At 39.9% G+C, this 23,770-nt stretch carries 18 protein-coding genes; 12 read left to right on the forward strand and 6 right to left on the reverse strand.

The features are described 5' to 3' along the window. Nucleotides 1–680 precede the first annotated feature (680 nt). From ADHAQ_RS0117220 to ADHAQ_RS26120, 5 genes are all read left to right on the forward strand, one after another. Nucleotides 681–3,827 (forward strand): SusC/RagA family TonB-linked outer membrane protein, encoded by a 3,147-nt coding sequence (locus ADHAQ_RS0117220; RefSeq protein WP_026463994.1) that lies wholly within the window; start codon nucleotides 681–683, stop codon nucleotides 3,825–3,827. A 41-nt stretch (nucleotides 3,828–3,868) separates the two neighbouring features. Then, nucleotides 3,869–5,341: a SusD/RagB family nutrient-binding outer membrane lipoprotein gene (locus tag ADHAQ_RS0117225; protein WP_051359995.1), complete on the forward strand. Its 1,473-nt coding sequence runs from the start codon at nucleotides 3,869–3,871 to the stop codon at nucleotides 5,339–5,341. A gap of 31 nt (nucleotides 5,342–5,372) precedes the next feature. After that, complete coding sequence (locus ADHAQ_RS0117230; protein ID WP_026463996.1) at nucleotides 5,373–5,819, forward strand: hypothetical protein; 447 nt, start codon at nucleotides 5,373–5,375, stop codon at nucleotides 5,817–5,819. A 25-nt stretch (nucleotides 5,820–5,844) separates the two neighbouring features. After that, nucleotides 5,845–6,975, forward strand: coding sequence for an FAD-dependent oxidoreductase (locus tag ADHAQ_RS0117235; protein ID WP_026463997.1), 1,131 nt, complete (start codon nucleotides 5,845–5,847; stop codon nucleotides 6,973–6,975). 70 nt (nucleotides 6,976–7,045) lie between these two features. After that, the gene (locus ADHAQ_RS26120) at nucleotides 7,046–8,380 is read left to right on the forward strand and encodes an aminotransferase class V-fold PLP-dependent enzyme (RefSeq protein ID WP_034256894.1); all 1,335 of its coding nucleotides are present in this window, start codon (nucleotides 7,046–7,048) and stop codon (nucleotides 8,378–8,380) included. Nucleotides 8,381–8,535: 155 nt separating this feature from the next. Here ADHAQ_RS26120 and ADHAQ_RS0117245 read toward each other — a convergent pair whose 3' ends face one another. Next, the gene (locus tag ADHAQ_RS0117245) at nucleotides 8,536–9,003 is read right to left on the reverse strand and encodes a RidA family protein (RefSeq protein WP_084523887.1); all 468 of its coding nucleotides are present in this window, start codon (nucleotides 9,001–9,003) and stop codon (nucleotides 8,536–8,538) included. A 570-nt stretch (nucleotides 9,004–9,573) separates the two neighbouring features. Here ADHAQ_RS0117245 and ADHAQ_RS0117250 point away from each other — a divergent pair. The 5 genes from ADHAQ_RS0117250 (at nucleotide 9,574) to ADHAQ_RS0117270 (ending at nucleotide 15,243) form a co-directional block, all read left to right on the forward strand. Continuing rightward, a complete protein-coding gene (locus ADHAQ_RS0117250) occupies nucleotides 9,574–11,166 on the forward strand; it encodes a flavin monoamine oxidase family protein (protein ID WP_342667294.1) in 1,593 nt (530 codons plus the stop codon). 53 nt (nucleotides 11,167–11,219) lie between these two features. Further along, nucleotides 11,220–12,407: a pyridoxal phosphate-dependent aminotransferase gene (locus ADHAQ_RS0117255; RefSeq protein WP_026464000.1), complete on the forward strand. Its 1,188-nt coding sequence runs from the start codon at nucleotides 11,220–11,222 to the stop codon at nucleotides 12,405–12,407. 79 nt (nucleotides 12,408–12,486) lie between these two features. After that, complete coding sequence (locus ADHAQ_RS0117260) at nucleotides 12,487–13,482, forward strand: Hint domain-containing protein (RefSeq protein WP_169728009.1); 996 nt, start codon at nucleotides 12,487–12,489, stop codon at nucleotides 13,480–13,482. Between the two features lie 36 nt (nucleotides 13,483–13,518). After that, a complete protein-coding gene (locus ADHAQ_RS0117265; RefSeq protein ID WP_026464002.1) occupies nucleotides 13,519–13,902 on the forward strand; it encodes a helix-turn-helix domain-containing protein in 384 nt (127 codons plus the stop codon). Between the two features lie 657 nt (nucleotides 13,903–14,559). Continuing rightward, a complete protein-coding gene (locus ADHAQ_RS0117270) occupies nucleotides 14,560–15,243 on the forward strand; it encodes a hypothetical protein (RefSeq protein ID WP_026464003.1) in 684 nt (227 codons plus the stop codon). A gap of 144 nt (nucleotides 15,244–15,387) precedes the next feature. Here the strand turns inward: ADHAQ_RS0117270 and ADHAQ_RS0117275 are convergent, their stop codons facing one another. Together ADHAQ_RS0117275 and ADHAQ_RS0117280 are read right to left on the reverse strand one after the other, a co-directional pair. Next, a complete protein-coding gene (locus ADHAQ_RS0117275; RefSeq protein WP_425393684.1) occupies nucleotides 15,388–16,098 on the reverse strand; it encodes a hypothetical protein in 711 nt (236 codons plus the stop codon). 292 nt (nucleotides 16,099–16,390) lie between these two features. Further along, nucleotides 16,391–17,581, reverse strand: coding sequence for a proline dehydrogenase family protein (locus ADHAQ_RS0117280; protein WP_026464005.1), 1,191 nt, complete (start codon nucleotides 17,579–17,581; stop codon nucleotides 16,391–16,393). A gap of 156 nt (nucleotides 17,582–17,737) precedes the next feature. On the opposite strand from ADHAQ_RS0117280, the gene aroB reads away from it, so the two are divergent. Further along, a complete protein-coding gene (aroB, locus tag ADHAQ_RS0117285) occupies nucleotides 17,738–18,775 on the forward strand; it encodes a 3-dehydroquinate synthase (RefSeq protein ID WP_026464006.1) in 1,038 nt (345 codons plus the stop codon). Beyond that, nucleotides 18,772–20,013 carry a 3-phosphoshikimate 1-carboxyvinyltransferase gene (locus tag ADHAQ_RS0117290; RefSeq protein WP_026464007.1) on the forward strand — a complete coding sequence of 414 codons (1,242 nt, stop codon included), beginning with the start codon at nucleotides 18,772–18,774 and terminating at the stop codon, nucleotides 20,011–20,013. The genes aroB and ADHAQ_RS0117290 overlap by 4 nt, the downstream gene beginning before the upstream one ends. A 52-nt stretch (nucleotides 20,014–20,065) precedes the next feature. Here the strand turns inward: ADHAQ_RS0117290 and ADHAQ_RS0117295 are convergent, their stop codons facing one another. From ADHAQ_RS0117295 to ADHAQ_RS0117305, 3 genes are all read right to left on the reverse strand, one after another. Further along, a complete protein-coding gene (locus tag ADHAQ_RS0117295; RefSeq protein WP_342667296.1) occupies nucleotides 20,066–20,869 on the reverse strand; it encodes an ABC transporter substrate-binding protein in 804 nt (267 codons plus the stop codon). Nucleotides 20,870–20,948: 79 nt separating this feature from the next. Next, complete coding sequence (locus ADHAQ_RS0117300; RefSeq protein WP_026464009.1) at nucleotides 20,949–22,019, reverse strand: M42 family metallopeptidase; 1,071 nt, start codon at nucleotides 22,017–22,019, stop codon at nucleotides 20,949–20,951. Between the two features lie 171 nt (nucleotides 22,020–22,190). Further along, on the reverse strand, nucleotides 22,191–23,750 hold the full coding sequence (locus tag ADHAQ_RS0117305; protein ID WP_026464010.1) for an acyl-CoA carboxylase subunit beta: 1,560 nt from the start codon (nucleotides 23,748–23,750) through the stop codon (nucleotides 22,191–22,193). Nucleotides 23,751–23,770: the final 20 nt, after the last annotated feature.

Here is a 23,770-nt window from a genome sequence, read left to right on the forward strand (position 1 = left end):
TCCCGCCTAAACTAGTTATTAAGGTTGACCTTGAAAATCCTTAACTAAGGGTCCTTTAATATACAAAGTTCTAATTCAAAATTATTTGTTCGGGTTATTGTATTAGTTATAAGGTTTTTTTAAAAAACACAAAGCGCTCCCAGATTATTGCTTCTAAATCTCTGGCCGGTATCCAATTTATCCTGCATTTACATTTAGCACATCTTATTAGAATCCTTATCACCTAAATTAAATAAGGTGTTAATAAACATCTGGTTTTTACTTAAAGTAGCTTAGATGAGTAAGCTTTTGTTTTAATGAGGAAAAAAACAAAGGGTAATAGAGGTAAATCGATCATATTTTAAATTTATCAATCAAAAAATGAGCGGGAATTTTAGAAAAACTAAAAAAGGCTAGAATACTGCTTTAAATTTTGTCAGTTAAAAAGTAATTATAAAGGAATCTTTGTAATCAAGCCTTACATATTGTTTAACTTTTTGCTCCTGTTGTAAATTTTTCAAAAAAATTGTCTTTATGGTTAAAAAAATTTAACTATGTAAATATAAATCTAACAAATATTTAACAATAGGCCTGTTAAAGATTAAAGTTAAACCCGCAGTTTTTTAACCTTAAGAATTTTAGGTTAAAAGTCTTGTACATTATTTATTTTCTAAAACAGTGAGGATTTTAAATGAAATTTTATGAGAAAAATTCTACTTTCTTTTCTCGCTATTTTGTTTGTTACGCAGGCAATAGCGCAAAATTTAAAAGTTACCGGGAAAATTTCAGAGGCTGGAGGCGATGGGCTTCCAGGAGTAACGGTGCTTGTAAAAGGTACTAATCTTGGAACAGCTTCTGATGTAGATGGTAATTATACTATCCAGTGTGCTCCTAATAGTACTTTGGTGTTTTCTTTTATTGGTTATTTAACCAAAGAGGTTTCCGTCGGTAATCAAACTTCCTTAAATGTAGCGTTAGGTTTGGATGCTAAACAACTAGGCGAAGTGGTGGTTACAGCATTTGGTATAGAAAGAGAGAAAAAAGCCTTAGGATACACTATTCAGGAAGTAAGTGGTGAAAAGTTAGCACAGGTAAAATCTGCTAACGTGGCAAATGCGCTTTCTGGCCGGGTAGCCGGGGTGCAGGTTAATAGTAACGGCGGGCCTGGTAGCAGTTCCAATATCGTAATCCGGGGAATGGGGTCGGTAAGCCGCAATAATCAGCCATTGGTTGTAATAGATGGTGTTCCAATTCAGCAATCAAATTCTAACCGGTATGGGGGAGGTATTTCAGAGGTAAATCCCGAAAATATTGCCTCTATGTCGGTGTTAAAAGGTCCTAATGCTGCGGCGCTTTATGGTTCCAGGGCAGCGAATGGAGTTATTTTAATAACCACTAAAAACGGTGCCGGTACTAAAGGTCTGGGTTTAGAGATAAGTTCCAGCTCTACTTTTGAAAGACCTTTGGTAAAACCAAACTTCCAGAATATTTATGGAGGTGGTAATGGTAACCGTACCTGGTATACAAACGGAAGAAGCGGTGCAATCACTGATCCGCTTGAAGTTCAGCAATATCGGGCAGCGTATGGTGCTAATGCGCCGTTGTCCGGAACGGCTGGTACAGATGAAAGCTGGGGCGCCCCAATGGATGGCCGGCTGGTGCGGCAATGGTATACTGGAACCGGTGTAGCTCCTTTAACTCCTCATCCTAACAACTGGGAAGAATTCTGGGAAACCGGCAGCACCTACGCCAATAGTGTAGCCCTTACTGGTGGTAATGATAAAGGTAGCTTCCGGTTATCGCTTGGTCAGTTAGACCAGAAAGGAATCATGTTTAATAATGATTTTAAACGAAACAACATTGAAGTAAATACTACCTATAATATAACGCCTAAATTAAAAGCCGTAGTAAGTGGCGAATATGTTAAATCAGGATCTGATAACCGTTCCTACCAATCAGGACAGGAGTTTATCTGGGCACACCGCAGCATTTCATGGGATCAGTTAAAAAACTGGCGTGATTACGCCGGGGTGCATATTCAACGTCCTGGTGATAATCTTCCTCCAAACTGGCAACATACCTTCTTTACTAATCCTTTTTACGAGCAGGAATTCTTAACAAATGCCAATGATAAGGATCGGCTGCGTGGTAACATGTCTTTATCTTATGCTTTTACTGATAAATTAGGCTTAATGGTTAGAAGTGGTACCGATGTTTGGAGTGATACCCGGATAAATGTAAGCCGCTTTGCCCGGGTTTCGAACGGAAACTTCCGGGCCGGCCAATACAGCGAAGAAGTATTACGCAACCAGGAAACCAACCACGACATGATGCTTACTTATAAGCAGGATTTTGGTCAGGACTTTTCTTTTAGCGGACAGGCTGGTGGTGTATATCGCCAAAATTATTACAAACGCAATTATGCTCAGGTAGATCAGTTGGTAATTGACAGGCTTTATACCTTAAATAACAATGCCAGCCCGAACATAAACGCCAGCGAAATCCAGAAATTTAATGTGCAAAGTTTATTTGCTGCGGCACAATTTGGTTTCCGTAACTCCTTATTCTTAGATGTTACCGGCCGTAACGATTGGTCCAGTACGCTGCCATTAACTAATAATTCTTTCTTCTATCCATCAGTTTCCCTGAGTGGTGTTGTAACGGACTTATTAGGAATCAGGAACAACGTGCTGTCTTTCGCAAAAGTCAGGGCAAGCTGGGCACAAGTCGGGAATGATGCCGATCCCTATCAGCTCTACCAATTGTATGACGCCAAATCACCTTGGAATGGCGCCATCCCAAGCTTTGGTGAAAGTACTGATATAAATAATGCTACTCTAAAACCAGAAATTACTACGGGCCAGGAAGTTGGAGCAGATATCCGGTTCCTGGGTGGTAGAATTGGCATCGATGCAACATATTATACAAAAAGCACCAAAGACCAGATTCTGGGGGTAGAAATATCTAAAGCAACTGGTTACAACCGCCGGTTCCTGAATGCAGGTGAGGTAACTAACAAAGGAGTAGAATTGATGGTAACCGGTACCCCAATTAAGTTAGAAAATGGCTTACAATGGGATGTGGCTCTAAACTTTGCCCGTAACCGCAGCATGGTGGTTGCCTTAGCAGAAGGTTTAACTACCTATACCTTACACACTACTCGTGGTACATCTTTAGAAGCTCGGGTTGGCCAGCCTTACGGTACGTTTTATGGTACTGCATTTCAGCGGGCTCCGGACGGACAAGTTATCTATAAAGACGGTTTGCCTCAGGTAGCTACCGGTCAGGCAGTTTTAGGTAATGTGCAGCCTGATTGGATAGGTGGTTTCTCAAACTCCTTAAGTTTTAAAGGTGTTACTTTAAGCGCTCTGATTGATGTTCGCAAAGGCGGTGATATTTTTGATGAAGGTACCGGAACAGCTCGTTGGACTGGTCAATACGCAGAAACTGCGATTGGCAGGGAAGAGGGTGTGATTGGTAAAGGCGTAAAGAATGTTGGAACTGCGGAGGCTCCTGTTTATGTGCCTAACGACGTGATAGCAGATGGAAAGCTTTTCTATAGCTACAACAATCCGCGTACCTACCACGAATCCGCCATATTTGATGCTTCTTATGTGAAATTAAGAGAGGTGTCCTTAGGGTATGAGTTGCCATCCTTCTTAAGCAATAAGATTAAAGCACAATCTGCCAGAATAACTTTAGTAGGTCGCAATTTAGCCATCCTGTTCAAAAATACACCTCACATTGATCCGGAAGTAGATGCTAACGGTGGTAATGCACAAGGTTTTACTTACGGTGTTTTACCTAGCAGCAGAAGTATAGGTGCCAGCTTAAATATTCGTTTCTAAGCGCAGTTCCTGGTCTATTTTTTAAATTAAGAGACACGAAAATGAAGATATATAAAAACATCAAGAAAGCAGTTGTAATTTCTGCCGGGATCTTTGTGGTAAGTTCTTGTACAAAAGATTTCGAGCAAATGAATATTAGTCCTAACAAACCTTCAGCCGTTAGTTCGTCGGTTCTGTTGCCAGCCGGTATAGAATCCAGCGTGGACCGGTATTGGGGGCACCGTGCCCGCTTTGAACGGATAAACCTGGACGGTGGTATGTTATGGGTGCAATACCTGGCGCGTAATATTTACTCAGATGAGGGTGATAACTACAACATGAGCCCGGCTTATTATACCAATAACTGGAAAGGTTTCTATAATGATGCGCTCCTTAACTTCCAGCGGATTATCATTCAGGCGGGAGCTAATGGAGCTGAGCCTAATACTAATTACGAAGGTATTGGTTTAGTAATGCGTTCGTGGGTGCTTTCCATTCTTACAGATGTTTACGGAGCCATACCTTACAGTGAAGCCTTGCAGGGAACCGCCGGCACGCCCATTTATACTCCCAAGTATGATTCGCAGGAAGAAGTTTATGCCGGTTTAATCAATGATCTGAAAACGGCTAATGAGAAATTGGTAGTTGGTGGTCCGGCTGTCTCTGGTGATATCATGTTCAATGGTAATATTCTGCGCTGGAAAAAGTTTGCTAATTCGCTTCGCTTGAAATTGGCAAACCGACAGGCAGCCAAAAAGCCAAGTGAGTCTCGGGCGGTAATGGCCGAAATAATGGGCGATCCGGCTAAGTATCCGATTTTTACGGGTAATACGGATTATGCCGTGCTTACTAATGCTAATGGTTTGCCTAGTAATAATGAATGGAACCAGGTAATGGTGCAGGAAAGCCGCACCGACTGGAACCTGAGTAAAACCTTGGTTGATAAGCTAGAGTCGCTGAATGATCCCCGTTTAACCGTATTTGGTCAGCCGGTAGCAGGTAAATATGTGGGTGTGCCCAATGGCTTGCCAGATGCTATTGCAACTACTTATTTGGCTGGTAGTGCTAAAATTGGCACTTACTTCTTGCAAACAAGCACGCCAAGTGTGGTGATGAGTTATGCTGAACTGCTGTTTACTTTGGCCGAAGCTGCCCTGGATGGCGATGTTTCCGGGAGTGCTCAGGAGTTCTACGAAAAAGCTATTGCTGCTTCCTTCACGCAATATGGACTAACTATGCCAGCTACTTACCTGGCTACTGCTGGCCCTGCAACTAAAGAAAATATTCTTACTCAAAAATGGATTGCTTTATTTGGCCAGGGTATTGAAGCCTGGACCGAATACAGGCGAACCGGATATCCTGTGTTACCACCGGCTGACCCCCGTGCTATATTCATGAATGATGGTGTTATGCCTACCCGCCTGCAGTATCCCTCAACAGAATACTCTTTGAACAGACAAAAATTAGATGAGGGTATTAAGTTGAATGGCGGTACCGATAACCTGAAAACTAAAATGTGGTGGGTAGAAAAATAAATCAGGAATATTCAATTTTAAAGATAAAAACATGAAAAATATAGCATCCTATAAAACATTTTTAGTTGCCGCCTTGGCAGTTTTAAGTCTCTCCTTCATGAGTTGTGAGAAAGAAGAAGAAATGGTAGTTGACCGGGTGGTTTCTCCGGTGCTGGTTGTTACCAACGGATCAACTTTCTTGCCAGGTGAAGCAGTTAATGTATCGGCAACTTTTTATGAATTAGATAAAAGCGGCATCTTAAACCATGCTGTCGGCATTGATTCAATCCCGGTTTCTAACCTGGCTGTTACGGTTAGGTTAAATAATAATGTTATTGCCAGCATTACTACAGACCAAAAGGGAAAAGCAATTTTAAGTAAAACCTGGTCAGAGTTAGGGGTTGCTACTCCAAAAGCGGGTAACGCCGTTAGCCTGGAGTGGAGCGGATCTGTTAAAGGGCAAGGTTTTGCTAAATTAATGCGGGTTTCAGTTAAGTAAATCGCTTTCTTAAACAATTAATTGGATGGATCGTCGTGACTTCTTATATAAATCCGGTGCATTGGGGCTGGCGCTAGCCATGGGTGCCAGTTCCTGCACGTCGGGTAACAGTATTTACCGGAACATGGAATCATCTGGCACTGCCCGTAATTTGCCCAGGGTGAAGGTGTCGCTGGATAGGGTGATTAAAGAAACCGTTGGCCTCCGGCCTTACCGGCTTTCAGGGCCTCGTCTGGAGGTGCAAAAGCTGGGGTCAAAAACCATTGTTCATAATTATGGTCATGGCGGAAGTGGATTTTCTCTTTCCTGGGGGACCGGGAATATAGCTGCCGCAAATGCGGCGGCTACCGGAGAAAAACAGATTGCTATTATGGGTTGTGGCATTATCGGACTTACCTCGGCCCGGTTGCTGCAAGAAATGGGAAAAGAGGTAACCATTTATGCAAAAGAATTATGGCCTAAAATTACCTCCAGTATGGCAACCGGTACGTGGTCGCCATCTCATTTGCTCTGCGAAGAAGATCGCATTACACCTCAATTTAAAAGTACCTGGGAACAAGCTTGCCGTTATTCATTTCAGGCGTATCAGAATTTATTAGGATTAGGCGATTTGGTTACCTGGATTGATAATTATAGTTTATTATCCAGTGCATCTGTAAAAGGAGAGGCTCCTGTATTGTCTGTTCCAGGTCAATTGCCGGCCAGAAGGGTTTTATCCCGGCGCGAGCATCCTTTTAAAGCGGATGCAGTTACCGTGCAACCTACTATGATGTTCAATATCCCTTCTTATTTGCAAAAGCTCACTAATGACTTTTTTAGTTATGGCGGTAAAATTAAGATCAGGGAATTTAAAACGTTAGAAGATGTGGATGCATTACCAGAACGTTGTGTGGTTAATTGTACGGGTCTGGGGTCAAAGGCTTTATTTGGTGACGAAGAGTTAATGCCTATTTCGGGTCAGCTTTCTTTTTTAATTCCGCAGCCAGAAATAAATTATCGTCTCACTACACCGCATGGGTATATCATTCCGCGAAAAGACGGTATTGTATTAGGAGGCAATGCAATTCGGGGCAGTTGGAATACTACCCCCGATCCTAAACAAACGGAAGTAGTGGTAGCGGCTATAAATGAAGCTATGCAGCAAATGCGGGGCTAATAATTTGCTACTCCAGTAAAATCAGTTGCTGGGTTTAAAGATAATTCTGCCAACCTTTAAATAGTAACCTATGGCTTTAAATTTTACTTCCAACAGAAGAGGCTTTGTAAAAAAATTAAGTGGTATAGCCGGGTTGGTTACCTTGCCAACTGGTCTCGCAGCTTTGGGTAAAGAGCAACAGTTGTTTGCACCTAAAGTAGCACCTGCAGAAGACGTAACCAGTCGGGAAGATTATTGGGGTTTTATTCAACAGGCTTATTCCTCGTCGCCTAATGTGATTAACTTAAATAATGGGGGTGTAAGTCCGCAACCAATTGTGGTGCAAAATGCCCTGGATCAGTACAACCGATTAAGTAATGAAGCGCCTTCCTATTATATGTGGCGTACCTTAGACGAGGGGCGGGAGTCGGTGCGGATAAAACTTGCTGATTTAGCTGGTTGCTCCCCGGAAGAAATTGCTATAAACCGTAATGCCAGTGAAGCGCTGGAAACGATAATTTTTGGTTTGAATCTCCAGAAGGGAGATGAAGTGGTGTTAACTAAACAAGACTATCCTAATGTGATTAATGCCTGGAAACAGCGGGAGAAGCGGGAGGGTATTGTTCTTAAATTTATTAACCTTGATTTGCCTATTGAGGATAATCAGCTAATCGTACGAAAATATCAGGAAGCTTTTACCGCTCAAACCAAGGTGATTATGATTACACACCTGATTAATTGGTCGGGGCAGATTATGCCTGCTGCTTTAATAAGCCGGGCAGCTAAAAAGTTTAATACCGCTATTCAGGTAGTAATAGATGGCGCGCATTCTTTTGCTCATATAGCCTATAAGATACCTGACCTGGAAGGTGATTATTATGGTACCAGTTTGCATAAATGGTTAAGTTCGCCTTTTGGTACCGGAATGCTTTATGTAAAGCAATCTCGTATTAAAGAACTCTGGACGCTTTTGGCGGCTGAAGATCCCAATAGCAGCGATATACGCAAGTTTGAACGTTTGGGTACCCGTTCGTTTCCTACAGAAATGGCCATTGGTCAGGCTATAAATTTTCATAATGCCATTGGTGATGAGCGAAAGCAAAAAAGGCTTCATTATCTTAAAAACTATTGGGTTGAAAAATGCTTGGATATCCCGGGGTTTACTACCCAAACTTCGTTAAACCCCGAATTTTCCGGTGCCTTGGCTACCTTCGCTATTAAAGGAATGTCACCTGGCCAGGTAGCTGCTGAATTATTTAAAAAAGCCAGAATTCATACATCTGCTACTGTGTGGGAAAATATTAGTGGTGTTCGGGTTACACCCCATGTTTACACTCCTTTAAAAGATTTAGATCGATTGGTAAATACCATTCATCTTATTGCTAAAGAAAATGTAGCGGCCACCTCCCGTAGTAGTTTGAATTAGAAAAAACTGGTAATTTAAAACCCATATTCTCTTGTAATTTTTTCTGGATTTGGGCTAATTGGTGATAGGTAATCCTCTTAAGGAGAGGAGACATAATTAAATTATTAAAAAGAGGTTTTAGTTAGCTAAAACCTCTTTTTAATTTCTAATAACTTTTATTTTGTTATTGCTATCATGGATATTTCGATGTTGGCATTACCAGGTAAATTGGCCACCTGAACCGTTTCTCGGGCTGGCGGCTCCGAAACAAAGTATTTGCCATACGTTTCATTTACTTTGGCAAATTGGGAGATGTCCTTCACAAATATTGTGGTTTTAACTACGTCTTTAAAATCCAGACCAGCAGCTTTTAATATAGTTTTTAGGTTTTCCATTACCTGCGTAGTTTCGGTTTCATAACTTTCATTTAGCAGAACTTTTGTTTCCGGGTTAATGCCTAATTGTCCTGAAATAAAAAGCAGGCCATTGGCTATTACGCCCTGGCTATAAGGGCCGATAGGTTGCGGTGCCTGATCTGACCGAATAATCTTTTTGTTTCGGGAAGTTGGTTTTGCTGGATTTTGAGCGAAAATGGCCGTTGAGTAAAAACAAATAGCCAACATAGATAAATAAGAATAGCGCATAAGGTTTAATAAAATTAAAGGATTAAGAGGTTGGTCTCAGAGGTAAAAAGGTTTAAAAGTAGATAAGAATGCAATGGGTAGGTGATGGTGATGGTAGGAGTGGTTGGCAGAGGTTAAAAAAGTTTTCCTTATAAAGCTTATTTTAAATGTGCTTCCTTGACTTTATAAGGTTACTTACAAAATCAATTTAGTGAAAACTAACCTGAACTTAACAAATTGTCCCGTTTTTTTCTGCTCATTTAACTGCTGTTTGAGAAAATAGGTCATTTATTTAAGAGTATTTTATTTATCCAGTGCAGTTTTATCAATAGTTAACTGGTCATTATTATAAAATAAGAAGTAGAAAATTAAAAATTGTATAAAATCCTTATTATATCCATTGTTAAATATTTAATCATATTCAATTACTGGGGTAAAAAATGGGCATGCAATGTTCAAATTTGTACACTTTTTTACAAAAGTGAATACTTTTATAAGTGTAACTTTAAAAATAAGTAAAAGTTTGGTATAAATCATGTAAAAAATATACCTTTAGCCTAGATACTTTGATAAATATTTAATTGTATTTAGGTGGAAAAAATATCAAGAAGATCCTTTTTAAATAAAAGTGCTGTATTAGCCGGAACAGCTTATCCGGCATTAATGGCCTTAGGCTTAATGCCAGCAGCTCCTGCCCATGCCTTCTCTTTAACAGGTACCGGTAAACAAAAACATGTTGTTATTTTAGGTGGAGGCTTAGCCGGGATGACGGCAGCTTACGAATTAAATAAATTAGGTTATCGTACCACTATATTAGAAGCCCGTAACCGGTCAGGAGGAAGGGTGTTTAGTGTCCGGAAGGGCTCTACAAACCAGGAAGAAGGTGGACCAATTCTCACGTCTAATTTCGATGAAGGTATGTATTTCAATGCCGGCCCATCCCGGATCCCGCATCACCATAAACTTACCTTGCATTATTGCCGGGAATTAGGAGTGCCTATTGAAGTTTACAATAACGTAAATGAAAGCACATATTATTTCAGCGAAGGCAAAGGAAGGTTGTCTAACCAGAAAGTTAGGGCCCGAGAAATTCATAATGATATGCGGGGATATACGAGTGAATTACTGGCCAAAGCATTGGATCAGGACAAACTTGATATGTCCATGAGTAAAGAAGATGGTGCTAAAGTAATTGAATACCTGCGGGCTGAAGGCGGCCTGGATATTGATAAACTTTATAAAGCATCTGCACGCCGGGGTTATTTGGAGGCGCCCGGAGCTGGCGAAAAATCAGGTAAACTGGCCGATCCGCATAAGCTAGTGGATATTATACAGTCAGGATTATTGGATCCGGATTTCTATAACGTAGCAGAATATACCTATGAACTGCAAATGACTATGTTCCAAGCGGTAGGTGGTATGGATAATATTGCCAAAGCGCTGGAAAAGAAAGTTAGTCCGTCATTAAAATTGGGGGCTGAAGTAAAGAAAGTGCATAATTTACCGGATGGGGTAAGGGTTATTTATAAAGACAAAACCGGTGAACACGAGCTTCTGGGTGATTTATGTATTTGTACATTGCCTTTGCCCGTTTTAAGTAACATCGATCACAACTTCTCATCGCCAGTAAGTAAAGCCATTGATTTTGTTCCTTACATTCAAACCGGAAAAATCGGCTTACAGTTTAAACGACGTTTCTGGGAAGAAGATGAACATATTTTTGGTGGGATTACCCACACCAATAACGACTTAACTCAAATATTTTATCCATCAAACGGCTACCTGGGTAAAAAAGGAGTGCTCATTGGCTGCTACAATTTTAATGATAAAGCTAAAAGAGTAGGCGAAATGTCTATGGCAGAAAGAGAAAAATTTGCCTTAGAAAAAGGAAGCCTTATTCATCCACAATACAAACAAGAATTCGAAAATTCCTTCTCTGTAAGCTGGCACAAAACCAAATATAATATGGGGGGCTGGGCCGTTTATAGCAGTGAAGATCGGAAATCGCATTATCCGGCGCTTCTAAAACCAGATAAAAACGTCTACTTCGCCGGAGAACATACCACCTACCTGACTGCCTGGATGGCTGGCGCTTTTGAATCAGCCAGAAGTGTGGTAACAGCCCTGCACGGGCGGGTTACCGAGCAGTCCGTCCAATATCCTACCACCACCAATAAAGGCTAATAATCAATAACTCAATTTATATCAAACACTTTTACATCTAAACAACTACTACTATGGCATCTTCAATGAACAGACGTAACTGGATAAAATCCAGTGCGCTATTAGCCGGAGGACTTACTTTATTCTCTGGAGCATCCAATTCTCTCTTGGCTTTGCCTTCCCGTTCTACCCGAAAAAAAATTGCCGAAGCAAGTTATAACCTGGCAACTGATGAAAGTGTGGTATTAGCGGCTCCTGCACCGCTAAAAGCTAGATTAAATGCTAATGAAAATCCATTCGGGCCTTCGGCAAAAGCTAAAAAAGCCGTTATGGAGGCTTTAGATAATAGTTATCAATATCCAAGTGTTTATACACGAGAACTGGTAAACAAAATTGCTGAGCACGAAGGGGTAAAGCCTGAAAATATTTTAATGGGAGCCGGATCTTCGCCCTTGTTACTGGCCGCTGCCATGTACTACAGCGAGAAAAATGGGTCTAATATTGTTTCCGGCGATCCAACTTATGCCAGTTTACCCAGAAGTGCCACAGATTTTAGTACCGTCTGGACCAAAGTGCCGCTTACTGCCGATCATAAGCTAGACCTGGACGCTATGGAAAAAAAGGTGGATAGCAGCACTTCGTTGATGTACATCTGTAACCCTAATAATCCAACCGGAACAGTTGTAGATACAGCCAAACTAAAGGCGTTTTGTGAGCGGGTTTCTAAAAAAGTACCTGTTTTTGTAGACGAGGCCTATATCGATTATTTGCCCGATCCGAAGGCTGCTTCTGTAATGGATTGTATTAATAAAGGCCAGAATGTTATTGTAGCCCGTACCTTCTCTAAACTTTATGGCTTTGCCGGATTGCGGGTGGGTTACTTAGTGGCGCAACCAGAATTAGTAAAAGCTTTAAGTAATTACACTGCTGGCGGGTTTAGTATTTCTGCTACCTCTATAATGGCTGCTTTGGCCGCCTATCAGGATAAAGAATTTTTACAGGATGCTTTAAAAAAGACCTTGGCTTCTAAAAAGTACTTATATGATGTCCTGAAAAAAGAAGGCTATGAGTATATCCCTTCATCTACCAACTTTGTAATGTTCCCGCTAAAAATGGATGGTGAAAAGTTTGTGGCAGAATTAATGAAAAGAGGCGTTGGGGTGCGACAATGGAAGTTCTCTGGTAAAGACTGGTGCCGCATCAGTATAGGCCGAATGGACGAGATGGAAGCCTTTGCCGATGCTTTCCGGCAAGTGTCCTAAAAAATAACCTGCCTCAGGCCGGTTTATGAAGCGGCCTGAGGTTTACAAATTGATTTATTTACTTAAAAATCTACACCTTATGCGCAAAAGTATATTATCGCTAATGTTTGTTGGAAGTCTTTGTATTTCAGAGGCTAAACCAGTTGATGACTCCCGGGCTTTAACTTTATCGGAATATCAAAAAGCAAAAAGCTTTTCTATAAAAGATCTTGATAATGAAACTTATGTAAAATTCGAAAATGCATATATTTTAGATAGGTATGAAAGCCGGAAACCTTATTTTATTACTGGCGACGATGGATTGAAAAAACGCATAGATCTTTATCGGTTGTTAGCCAAAGATGGCATGCAAGAATTAGGTACGATGATTTTCTATACCAACGAAAAAGGAAAACAATACAGGGCATTATTGCCAGGCTTTAAAACGGAAGGCAAAATCTGGGAACAGTATTTTGAAGACATACATGCCATTGATAAAGAAGAAAAAAACTTTGTTTTGAAACTTTCCTATGTGCTTTCCAAAGAGCTTTCTTTTCAGGAGTACAAAGCTTTAAACCAGGGTAAAGACATGAAAGTGGAATCGGCCACCTACGGCAACGATATCTGTTTTCCCGGTGACCAGTTGGTGGCCATGGCAAATGGGCAAAAAAAGTTTTTGCATCAGGTAAAAGCCGGAGACCAGGTCTTAACCATTGATCCAGAAACTAAAAAAACAACAAAAGTGGAAGTAAAAGGTCTGATAGCCCACGAAGCCAAAAATTATGCTATTACGCGGCTAGTGGTGGTTTCTGCTACTGAAAAAGCAGGTCAAGAAGGTAAAGAAATAAAATTAACAAGTAAAATATTGGAAGCAACTCCTAACCACCCCATGCTTACCCAACAAGGTAATCGCAAAATAGGTGAAATTGCAGCTGGGGAGGAGGTGCTTTGCCTGGATAATAAGACTGGTAACTACACCGTGCATACGGTATTGCAAAAAATGGAATATGCCGGAGGTGTTCAGAAAGTATATAACATTGATGCCAGTGGCGGTACTACCTTCATGATGAATGATGTGATGGTAATGCAGAAATAAATTTCAGGAAATATGTTTTACTTAAATCCTTAAGATATGGTAAATGGTACTATTGGTGAAAGATTAAAGACTTTTCGGAAGTCTAAAAGATTAATTGGTGAAGCATTTGGAGAATTATTAAACCTTGGTAAAGCGGGAGTAGCGCATATAGAAGCCGGACGGCAAAACCTTTCGATAGAGCAGCTTAAAACTTTAGTGCAGCTGTTCCCGGAGCTTAATGTTTATTGGCTGCTAACCGGCCAAGGAGAGATGTACCTAAAAGACAAACAGGAATTAGAAGAGGAAGTCATACCTCCTTGGGAGGCGTTAAAAGAGAGCGAACCCAGGTACGAGAAGCTTTTAAAGCAATATTATGAATTACGACGACTGGTAAAAAACCTTAACCTTGATTTTTCCTTAAATGAATCTGTCAAGGTATAAATAGGCTTCTTATTAGTAATTAATTCTGTAATTATATCAAACAGCATTCTAATATATTACACTTAGATACCTGTTTGAGAAACAATGAAAGGTGAATTTTAGAAACAAAAACGCTGGAATAAAAATATAACAAACTAAACAAAGTCAAAGGTGAAGGTGTGGAATGCCCAAAATTGTAATTGGGGGTTACACACCTTTTTTTTAAATTTATTTACCTTACTCTATGTATAACTGAACCTGTTAATTACACTTGGTTTGGTTTTAAACTACAAGAAGTTATGTCATTTTCCTCAATACAAATAATGACGATATATCCTTACAAATTAGCTTTAGTGAAAGTATTTTATCGGTAGGGAATAGCAGTGATTGTAAAAATATTTATTAATTAATTTATGAAAAGCATGGATTTTATATGAAGTGTAAATTTTTGATTGAGTTTCAGAATATTAACTAATAAATATAAATATTTGATTTTAAAGACCTTGTATTGCTATATTTTAAATAGTATTTTTTTAAACTGCTCATTTACAAGCTAAAACCCTTATTTTTTGTATCGTATAAAGTAATAATTTTACCGGAAATAAAGAACCTGATTAGTATTAAAGTACTATTCAGGCCTGATGAACCAGGTAGTTTACGCTCTTAATACGATATAACATGTTACTTAAACTTAGCCATTTATTAAATGGTACACTTTTGATAGTAATATTAAGTTGCTTAATGCCCGTAAGTGCTCAAAGCCTTCAGAAACAAGACTGGGCTATGGGGGAAATTATTTTAAACACTGGTGATACGCTGGTTGGACCAATTTCTTATTACCATAACAAGGATTTGGTTCAGGTTACGTTGGCAGATGGGGAAATTCTGATCTATTCACCAGTTAATGTAAAGTGTTTTAAAGTTTTTAACGGAGATAAAGGTATCATTCAAACTTATAAACCCTTTAATTGGTCAGAAGAAGGTCAGGTAAACTCATATAAAAAGTTAACTTTTTTTGAAGTTCTAGCCGAGGGAAAATATACCTTAATAAACCGATCGGTATTTACAATCAGAAACCTGGATCCGGTTCCAGCTTATACTTCTATGGGGAGGTACTACGAACCGTACAAAACGAATGGCGCCTATTATAAAGGAGATACTTACCAGATAGCTAAACTAAATCTATTTTATTTGCTTACTCCAGAGAACAATTTTATCCCGCTTAAGAATCCTAAGAAAGATATGGAGAACATATTTCAGGAAAAGGAAGAATCAATGGAGGCGTATATTAATAAACATAATCTGTCTTATAAGAATCCGGTAGCCTTATTACAAATGGTTCGTTACCTTAATCGGTTATAGGTTTACTTACAATTCTCAACTTTTTCAAAATTATAGTTCAAGTTGATTTTTAAATTAATTAACAAGTATTTATAAAGAACAACATAAATAAAAAAAGGGCTGCTAGATTTAGCAGCCCTTTTTTTATTTATGTCGGATCAACAATTAGCGGTAAATAGATTCACCGTTGCTGTTCCGCCATTCATTCTCTAAATAAGTGGCATCTTCTTCGTTTCTTGGAGTAACACCCATTACAATGCCTCCTTCTTTTACACCACTTTCATATTCTTTAGCCCGGTCTTCCGGGATACCTGAACCTACTAAAGCGCCCAGTAAACCACCAGTTAAACCACCGGCACCGGCACCGGCTAAACCTGCTGCTAACGGACCAGCAATAATTAAACCTAAACCAGGCAAGGCTACCGAAGTACCAATAGCTGCTACGGCTCCTACAATTGCTCCTAAAGTACCGCCTATTGCTGAACCAGCACCAGCTCCTTCTAAAGCTTTATCGCCAAGGTCTGAATGACCATCATTATCACCAAAATGTCTTTTACGGGTTTCGTCAGACATTACCAAATTTACATCGTCTTTAGAATAGCCACGGCTATGCAACGTGTTGTATGCTCTTTCAGCGCTTTCGCGGTCGCGGAACATACCAGTCATGATGCGGGAACTTCCTGTATTACCCGACATAGAGTTTCCAGACATACCGGTATTCATATCGCTACCGCCCATTGAACTGCCTGACATTGAACTTCCTGAAACATTGCTGGTAGATACAATTGGATTGTTTCTATCGTTGTTCATTCCTCCCATATTGGAGTTGTTGTTGTCGAAGGCATTGCCTGAATTACTACCTGTTATGTTTTCCATAATTTTAGTTTTAGTATTTTGTTAAGAGTTTCTATAATCGGTCGCCTCCGATTTAAAAAGGAGGTGATTGTGATATAGAAAAATAAACGGGGTGGTAATTAATTAGTTACAAAGACAAATTTTAAACAGTTGTAACTGGTGTTTTTAATTATTAAGATTTTTAAAAGGAAAGCAAGGTTGTTGAATTTTATATAATTTTAAGTTGAGGAGTTTTAGATAAGGACCCTATTAATAAGTTAAAAACTGAAAAATTGTAAACATTGTGAAGTTATCAATATTCTAGAAATGAAATTTATTTTCTGAAGTTTTGGCGTCGGCGGGCTATTTCTTTTCTTATTAAGTTAAATTCACGGCTACTTTGCCCGGCTATGGCCGTGTTTTCTGCTGCCCGTCGTAATAAATAAGGTAAAACGGCCTCCACTGGTCCGTAAGGTACATACTTAGCTACGTTATAACCTGCCTTAGCTAAGTTGTAAGATAAATTATCACTCATGCCATAAAGTTGTGAAAAGAAAATCCGGGAGTCATTAGGTTTAATCTGGTACCTGGTCATTAAATTTAACAGGAGGTAACAGCTTTCCTCATTGTGTGTTCCGGCACAAATGGCAATCCGATCAATATGTTCTATACAAAATTGTAAGGCTTCATTAAACAATTTGTCAGTGGCTTCTTTACTGGGATTTATTGGAGTAGGATAATTATTTTGTTGGGCAACCCGATTCTCCTTTTCCAGGTAAGCTCCTCTTACCAGTTTTGCTCCTAAATAATAATGGTTGGCTTTTGCATTTTCCAGATCCCGTTTTATCACGTTTAGCCGGTCGTGGCGGTAAAGTTGGTAGGTATTGTAAACAATAGCTTGTGCTTTATTGTACTTAGCCATCATGGTATAAGTCAGGTCATCAATGGTGTTCTGAAACCAACTTTCTTCCGCATCAACCAAAACCCGCACGTTATAAGCATGTGCCCGTTCGCAGATGATATTCATTCTAACCTTAACACGGTTAAAAGCTTCTTCTTCTTCTGGGGTAAGTGCCTTTTTATCCTGGATTTTCTGTAATAGAGTGCTATTGGCTATGCCGGTTAATTTAAATACCGAGAATGGGATTGCGTCTGAGGAATGAGCTTTATCAATGGTGGCCAGTATTTCCTGACAGGTGCGGTCAAAGCTATCTTCATCATTCTCTCCTTCTACCGAATAGTCCAGAATAGTTCCGATTTGAGAATTAGCTAGGTTTTGAATGGTGGTATCACATTCTGCTAAATTTTCGCCTCCGCAAAATTGTTTGAAAATGGTAGGCTTAATTAAAAATTTTATTGGTAGGCCATATTTAAAGGCTTTCTGAACCAGGCTTCCGCCGGCTTTTACCAATAAATTATTATTCATGGTGGCAAACAAACCATACATTTTAAAAAGTTCCTGGTCTGATTTGGATGCAAAAGCAATAGCAGTATCGTCAAAAGAAACAGTTTTATCTATAGTCATGAAAATATAGAGTAGCTAATAGTTTTAAGAGGTATACTTAATTTGATATTTGGACTATTACGTTTGGCAGGTAAAATTACGATAATGAAAGAAACAAAAATTTTATAAAACTAAATTTTAACTCTAATTTTAAGGCATAATTAAAATTTGCGTCTTTTGTTAGAAAATATTCATATTGGCAAAGAATCTTTAGCAGCTTTAGCTGACTTTGCCCGGAATAAAGCTTTCGATAAAATAGTAGTACTCACTGATACTAATACCCACATTCACTGTTATCCGGCAGTTAAGAAAATATTGCCTGAACACCAGGTTATAGTGGTAGAAAGCGGAGAGGTACATAAAAACCTACGTACCTGCGAATTTATCTGGGAACACCTGACGCGCCTGCAATTAAACCGATGGTCGTTGTTAATAAACCTGGGGGGTGGTGTAATAGGAGATATGGGAGGTTTCTGTGCCGGTGTTTTTAAGCGGGGGATTTCTTTTGTGCAGGTGCCCACAACTTTGTTATCGCAGGTTGATGCCAGCGTAGGAGGCAAAACAGGTATCGATTTTATGGGTTTTAAAAACCATATTGGTGTTTTTCAGGAACCCTTAAAAGTTTTTATCAATCCTGAATTTTTACAAACCTTATCTCCGCGCGAAATAAAATCTGGTTATGCCGAGATTATTAAACATTGGCTAATTGCCAAAAAAGAATCTTTTGAAGTTCAAAAGTATATAGGGCTTTTTACTGAAGATTGGTCTGGCCTGATAGAAGAATCAGTAGCTATAAAGGCTGAAGTAGTTAAGGCTGATCCGCTGGAAAAAGGCTTGCGCAAAATCTTGAATTTTGGTCATACAGTTGGTCACGCCATTGAAACGTTCTTTCTAAATAAAGATGAAAATGCCTTGCTTCACGGCGAAGCTATTGCCGCAGGAATGATCTGTGAAAGTTACCTGTCCCGAAAAAAAGGTTTATTAACTGAGCAGGAGCAAACGGAAATAGAAAGCTTTATTTTTTCTATTTATGAAAAAGTAGTTATAGCTGGTAAAGATTTACCGGCAATTGCCGATTTGGCCTTACAAGATAAAAAGAATACAGGGTCGATTATTAAATGTACCTTACTGGATGGAATTGGAAAAGCAATTTATGACCAACCCATTACTGTAGAAGACATACAGGAGTCCATCCAATATTATAGCAGTTTATGAATTCCAAAAGTTTAGTAGTTTCTCATCCAACCGGTATCCTGAACGGAACGGTAACCTTACCGGCTTCTAAAAGTGAAAGTAACCGGGCGCTAATCATTGAAGCTTTATCCGGGGCTGGTTCTAAACTAGAAAATCTTTCTGAAGCCAATGATACCCAAGTTATTACCCGATTATTAAATCAGGCTACGGGTGAATTAAATGCGGAGGATGCCGGAACCGTAATGCGTTTTATGACGGCTTATCTGGCAGTAACCGGTAAGCAGAGTACCATTACCGGAACTCCCCGCATGTTGCAGCGGCCCATTGGTATTTTGGTGGATGCTTTACGCCAATTAGGTGCCCAGATAGATTATTTGGGTCAGGAGGGGTATCCGCCTTTAGCTTTCCGGGGCATAGACAACAATAAAGATTATCCGGCTACCTTGCAGGTGCGGGGCGATATTAGCAGTCAATATATTTCGGCTTTATTAATGGTGGCGCCTTTATTCCCGAATGGTTTAACTTTAGAGCTTACTGGTAAAGTAGGTTCGCGGCCCTACATCCAGATGACGTTGGCCCTGATGAACCATTTTGGTGCGCAAAGTACCTTCGAAGGCAATATAATTCAGGTGCCTGCCCAGCAATACGGAAAAGCAATTTATACGATAGAGTCAGATTGGTCGGGTGCTAGTTATTGGTACAGCATGGTAGCATTGGCTAAAGATGCTCAAGTAGAGCTGAAAGGTCTTCGCCAGCACTCTTTCCAGGGCGATGCCGTTATTGCTCAAATCATGCAGAATATAGGGGTGCAAACCACCTTTAAGGGAGATGGCGTAGTGCTAACCAAAACACAAAAGATACAAAATTTTGCTTTTGATTTTTCTGATTGTCCTGACTTAGCTCAAACGATCGCTGTGATTTGTGCAGTTAAAGGTGTGGAAGCCAATATGAGTGGTCTGGAGAGTTTGCGGATAAAGGAAACCGACCGGATTGCTGCCATACAAAATGAACTGCAAAAAATTGGTGGTGATTTTGAAGATGTAGGCGAAGGGGTATTCCGGGTTAAACCAGCTAATCCAATTCAGGAAACACCAATATTCCATACCTATGAAGATCATAGAATGGCTATGGCGTTTGCTCCACTTGGTTTATTGCATCCTGTTGTTATTGATGAACCTCATGTGGTACGTAAATCTTACCCAAGGTATTGGGAAAACTTAACTGCCATGGGCTTTACATTAGAAGAACAAAATAAGTAAAAGTAGATGCCAGGGGAAATTTCAACCAGTTTCCTCTGGTAGTCTTAATACTTCAAAGCAATTTCTCTATTTCTTTCCGTAGATTATCTAAATAGGCAGCAGCATATTGTAACCGGCTGCCGTACCAACAAAACATTTCTCCATCTACTAATTTGATAATCGCTTCGGGGCAAATTTCCTGAAACTCTTTTATATGCTTTTGGCTAAAGGGATAAGGTTCGGAAGATAATAAAATTACTTTTGGGTTAGCTGTTTTCAGTTCAACAGCCTGGATAGCTGGGTAACGGCTTAAATGCCCAAATATGTTGTGAAAGCCTGCTTTAGCCAGTATATCTTGGATAAACGTTTGGCTCCCTATGCTCATATAAGGTTTTCGCCAGATAAAATAAGCAGCCGGAATATTAGCTTGCGGCCTAAGCTGATTAAATCCTCTTTGGATGTTATCTAAAATTTTTTTGGCGGCAGGTACAGTATCTGTTACCTGGCCAATCTGCTTAATGGCTTTATAAGCATCCTGCAGGTTGTAAATGTCACTCATCCAAACCGGATACCATTTTTGAAGTTCTAAAATTCCTTCCTGATAATTCTCTTCTTTATTACCAATAATCAAATCTGGTTGTAATTGATGAATGAGCTCGAAATGAAAGTTTTTGGTGCCCCCAATAATGGTTTTAGTTTTTACCTTTTCAGCAGGATAGATGCAAAATTTAGTTACCCCTACAATTCTATCCGATAAGCATAAATCAAATAATAGTTCGGTTTGAGAAGGTACTAAGGAAACAATACGCTTGGGTATGGCTGGAGCTAATACCTGGTGCCCCATTTGGTCTATTACTAATGTTTTGATAGCATCCAACGAATTAAAATTTAGTAGGATAAAAAAGAAATCCTGTTTAAGAATAACTTTAAACAGGATTTCATTATAGGTTAGTCGTTTATTTTAAATAACGGAAGTCATGACCGGTTTCCAACTGCAATAAGAATTCATAGATAAGTCTTGATACATTATCTACATCTTCTTTATGTACAGTTTCAACAGTGGTATGCATGTATTTTAAAGGCAGTGAAATCAGGGCAGAAGCAACACCTTCGTTAGAATAAGCAAATGCATCGGTATCAGTACCGGTAGCCCGGGTGGCAGATGCCCGCTGGAATGGAATCTCTTTTTCCTGTGCAACCCGAATAATCATGTTCAGCAGGTTGTTTTGTACAGCCGGGCCATACGTAACAACCGGGCCTTTGCCGCAGAAAAGGTCACCACTTACTTTTTTGTCGTACATAGGGGCCTGGGTATCGTGCGTTACATCTGTAATAATAGCCACATTTGGTTTAATGCGCTGCGCTATCATTTCGGCTCCGCGTAACCCAATTTCTTCCTGTACGGCATTTACAATATATAAGCCGAAGGGTAATTTTTTGCCGTTCTCTTTCAGCATGCGTGCCACTTCCGCAATCATGTAACCTCCGACCCGGTTATCTAATGCCCGTCCAACCAAATACTTTTCATTCATTTCCATCAACTCATCGTCGAAGGTAATAACCGAACCAACATGGATGCCCATGTCTTCTACTTCCTGCTTGCTGCTGGCGCCACAATCCAGGAAGATCGTTTCAATAGCCGGAGCTTTGTCTTGATCTACTTTACGCACGTGAATGGCTGGCCACCCAAATATGGCTTTTACCGGGCCTTTGGCTGTATGAATATTTACACGTTTAGAAGGAGCAATCAAAGCATCAGAACCCCCATTGCGGCGTACATAAATATAACCCTGATCGGTAATGTAATTAACAAACCAGGCAATTTCGTCGGCGTGTGCCTCAATAACTACTTTATATTCAGCCTCCGGATTAATAACCCCAACTACTGTTCCGTAAGTATCTACAAAGTATTCATCAATATAAGGCTTGATATACTCTAACCAGATTTTCTGGCCTTCCGCCTCAAAACCAGTAGGAGCGGCCGTGTTCAGATACTTTTCTAAAAATTCAAAAGATTCTTTTCGCATAGTCTCGTTTGCTGCCCATAATATACAGGCATATGGATTTTATTTATTCGTAAATTTATTTAAAGAACTTGTGGTAATACGCAACTTTATTTAAGATAGCTACACAACTAACCAGAATTTACTGGATACTGGTAATAACTTGGTAGCCAGATTAAAACCTAAAAGGATTATTTATAATGGAATATTGCCATGCTTTTTGCGGGGTAAATTGACCACTTTATTTTCCAACATTTTAAAAGCTTTAATTAATTTTTTACGGGTATCGGCCGGATAAATTACCTCATCTATAAACCCACGATAAGCAGCCCGATAAGGCGTAGCAAACTTTTCCTGGTATTCCTCTATCTTTTCCGCCAATGTTGCCTCCGGATTTTGAGCTTCAGCAATATCTTTTTTAAAAATTATTTCAGCGGCTCCTTTAGCTCCCATTACCGCAATTTCGGCTGTGGGCCAGGCAAAATTCAAATCGGCTCCTATGTGCTTTGAATTCATTACATCATAAGCTCCGCCATAAGCTTTGCGGGTAATTACAGTAATACGAGGAACAGTAGCTTCACTAAAGGCATATAATAGTTTAGCTCCGTTGGTAATAATAGCCCGCCATTCCTGGTCGGTGCCCGGTAAAAAGCCCGGAACATCTTCGAGTACTAACAAAGGAATATTAAAGCAATCGCAAAAACGAACAAACCGGGCGGCTTTGGTGCTGGCATTGATATCAAGTACGCCAGCTAAAACAGCGGGTTGGTTGCCCACAATCCCAATGCTTCTCCCGGCTAAGCGGGCAAAACCTACCACTATATTCTCGCCAAAATTTTTGTGCACTTCAAAAAATGAATTCTCATCAATTATGCCTTCAATTACTTCCCGCATATCGTAAGGTTGATTGGGGTTTTCTGGCAAAATGGTGTTCAAAATATCTCTGGATTCGTCGTTTGTTGTTTCGTAGGGCAGGAGCGGGGTAGTATCTTCACAGTTTTGCGGAATGTAACTCAATAAGGTTTTAATGTTCTGAATACATTCAACTTCGTTACTACAGGAGAAGTGGGTAACGCCACTCTTGGTGCTGTGGGTGCTGGCCCCACCTAGTTCTTCTGAAGTTACATTTTCATGCGTAACAGTTTTTACCACGTTGGGTCCGGTTACAAACATATATGAGGTATTTTCTACCATTAATATAAAATCCGTAATAGCCGGAGAATACACAGCCCCACCGGCACATGGTCCCATAATTGCCGATATCTGTGGAATAACACCTGAAGCTAATGTGTTGCGGTAAAAGATATCGGCATAGCCACCCAATGAAACTACTCCTTCCTGAATACGGGCTCCTCCCGAATCGTTCAAACCAATAATGGGAGCTCCATTTTTCATAGCCAACTCCATTATTTTTACTATTTTTTCAGCATGGGTTTCGGAAAGGGAGCCACCAAAAACGGTAAAATCCTGAGAAAATACATAAACGAGTCTTCCGTTTATGGTGCCGTACCCGGTAACTACTCCATCGCCTAAATAATGCTGATGTTCTAAGCCAAAATCTTTTGCCCGGTGCATGACAAACTTGCCAATTTCTTCAAAGGAGTCAGGGTCCAGCAGGAGGTCAATACGTTCCCGGGCGGTAAGTTTACCTTTTTTATGCTGTGCTTCTATCCGAGCCTGGCCTCCTCCTAATATAGCCTGCGCGTTCTTCTTTTCTAAAATTTCTGTTTTGCTTAACCCTTTAGACTCTGACATGTAGTACCTGGTTGTGGTTA

This window comes from Adhaeribacter aquaticus DSM 16391 (assembly GCF_000473365.1).
Classification (GTDB): domain Bacteria; phylum Bacteroidota; class Bacteroidia; order Cytophagales; family Hymenobacteraceae; genus Adhaeribacter; species Adhaeribacter aquaticus.